At 72.9% G+C, this 1,886-nt stretch carries 3 protein-coding genes; 1 reads left to right on the top strand and 2 read right to left on the bottom strand.

The genetic code is table 11. The features are described 5' to 3' along the window. Window positions 1-182: 182 nt before the first annotated feature. Together ACFUEL_RS39225 and ACFUEL_RS39220 are read right to left on the bottom strand one after the other, a co-directional pair. Window positions 183-437: a hypothetical protein gene (locus ACFUEL_RS39225; RefSeq protein ID WP_380242931.1), complete on the bottom strand. Its 255-nt coding sequence runs from the start codon at window positions 435-437 to the stop codon at window positions 183-185. Between the two features lie 29 nt (window positions 438-466). After that, window positions 467-649: a PspC domain-containing protein gene (locus ACFUEL_RS39220; protein ID WP_380242929.1), complete on the bottom strand. Its 183-nt coding sequence runs from the start codon at window positions 647-649 to the stop codon at window positions 467-469. A gap of 468 nt (window positions 650-1,117) precedes the next feature. Here ACFUEL_RS39220 and ACFUEL_RS39215 point away from each other — a divergent pair. Then, the coding region (locus tag ACFUEL_RS39215; protein WP_380242928.1) for a hypothetical protein at window positions 1,118-1,886 on the top strand (769 nt) is incomplete at its 3' end.

Here is a 1,886-nt window from a genome sequence, read left to right as displayed (position 1 = left end):
TTCCGTGCCGGGGGGAAAGGGCCTGGCCATGTGCCCGGTCGGCGGCGTTGTCGGGACCGTGAGCTGCCTGTCGCGTACCGGCGGCGGCGCCCCCGGCCTGCCCGGCCTGCCGGGCCTGGGCGGCTGACCCAGCGGAGTGCGAAGGGGCCGTTCCCGGCACGGGAACGGCCCCTTCGCCGTGCTCAGAGCGCCGGGCCCGACTGCTCGGGCAGGCCGCGGGTCCACTCCCGCGGCTCGGGCGGACCGGCGGCGGCGACGCGCTCCAACGACCCGGCGAACTCCCGGCGTTCGGCGTCGTCCATCCCGTCCAGGTCGGCGCCGATTCCCTCCAGGGTGCTCAGCGCGGTCCGGGACTCCAGGCCGTCGGGGGCCGCGACGGCGTCCGCCGGGGTCGCGACGGCCGTGCACGGCGCGCGCAGGACGTGGTCGGTGGCCATCGGCGAAGGTCCTCCCGGGCGGTCGGGGCTCACGGCTCCTGGGGGAGCAGCAGCCACAGTGCCAGGTAGACCAGGCACTGCGGGCCGGGCAGCAGGCAGGACACCAGGAAGAGGATCCGGACCGTCCGCGGGGCGAGCCCGAAGCGCTGGGCGAGGCCGGCGCAGACGCCGGCGATGACGCGGTTGTGACGTGGACGGGCGAGGCTGCTCATCGTCTCCTCCGGGGAGTGCGCCCGGTGCGGTCCCTCCGCCCGGGTGATGACTCCATCCTTCCGCCGCGACCCGCGTCCCCGCGTCCCTCGTGATGCCGATCCCGACCCCGGACCGGTACCCGGGCAGGAGGAGCCCGGAGTCAGGGTCGGCTCCGGGGCCGCCCCTGGTTTGTGCCGGTTCGGACGGCCAAACCGGTGCAAAGGCCGGGTATAGGCGGGGGAGCGGCTGTGTCCGCCGGGGGGATTCGCGCATCCGGCCGTCTCGCGGGCAGGGAAGACCTGCCGCGTGCGAACCGGCGGCGGGAGCGGCGGGAGCGGCGGGGCCGGCCGGAGCCGCCGGGTGGCCGGTATTGCCACCGGGCAACGGAAAGCAAAGCGAGGGTAAAGAAAACCGAGGTGGCTGCAGGGGGCGGTTCGCATGCTGGGAGACTCGCGCATCCGATAGTCATAGGAGTTAGGGAAACCCTGATGCGTGCGAACCGGCTGCTGGCCGTCACCGTGCTGTCCGTCCTCGGTGTCACCGGCCTGACAGCCTGCAACTCCGACGGCGACGGGACGAGCGACGCCGCTCCCGCGGCCTCGGCCCCGGCCTCGGCCACCGCGTCGGCCGCGGCGGGCGGCGGCGGTCTGGAGAAGCTGACCGTGCCGGAGATCACGGAGAAGTCCCGGGCCGCGGGCAAGAAGCTGACCAGCGCCAAGCTCACCGCCAAGGTGACGGACACCGAGGGCGACATCGAGTTCTCCGTCGCCGCGGACGGCTCCGGCAACTGCGTCGGCACCGTCGGCATCGCGGGCCAGGGCAAGGCGGAGATCCGGCGCAACGCCGACAAGGTGTGGATGAAGCCGGACGCCGAGTTCCTCAAGGCGATCTTCCCGGGCAAGGAGGAGGCCGCCGCCGCGATCAACGGCAAGTGGCTGGCCTCCAGCAAGGGCGAGGACGTCGGCGGCTTCGCCGAGTTCTGCGACATGGTCCTCCAGATGCAGCAGAAGATCGGCAGCAACGACGACGGCAGCCTCGACGACAAGGGCACCGTGACCGGCACCAAGAAGGTCGGCGGCGTCGAGGCCGTCATCCTCGACATCCAGGACGAGGACGGCGCGCCGATGGAGGCGGCCATCGCCAACACCGACGAGCCCTACCTGCTCGCGCTGGACGGCAAGGAGCAGGGCAAGCTGCAGTACAGCGACTTCAACAAGCCGGTGAAGGTGACCGCCCCGCCGGCCGACCAGGTCGTCG

Source organism: Kitasatospora sp. NPDC057198, from assembly GCF_042670125.1.
Lineage (GTDB): Bacteria > Actinomycetota > Actinomycetes > Streptomycetales > Streptomycetaceae > Kitasatospora.
This window is presented reverse-complemented; position numbering and strand designations above follow the sequence as displayed.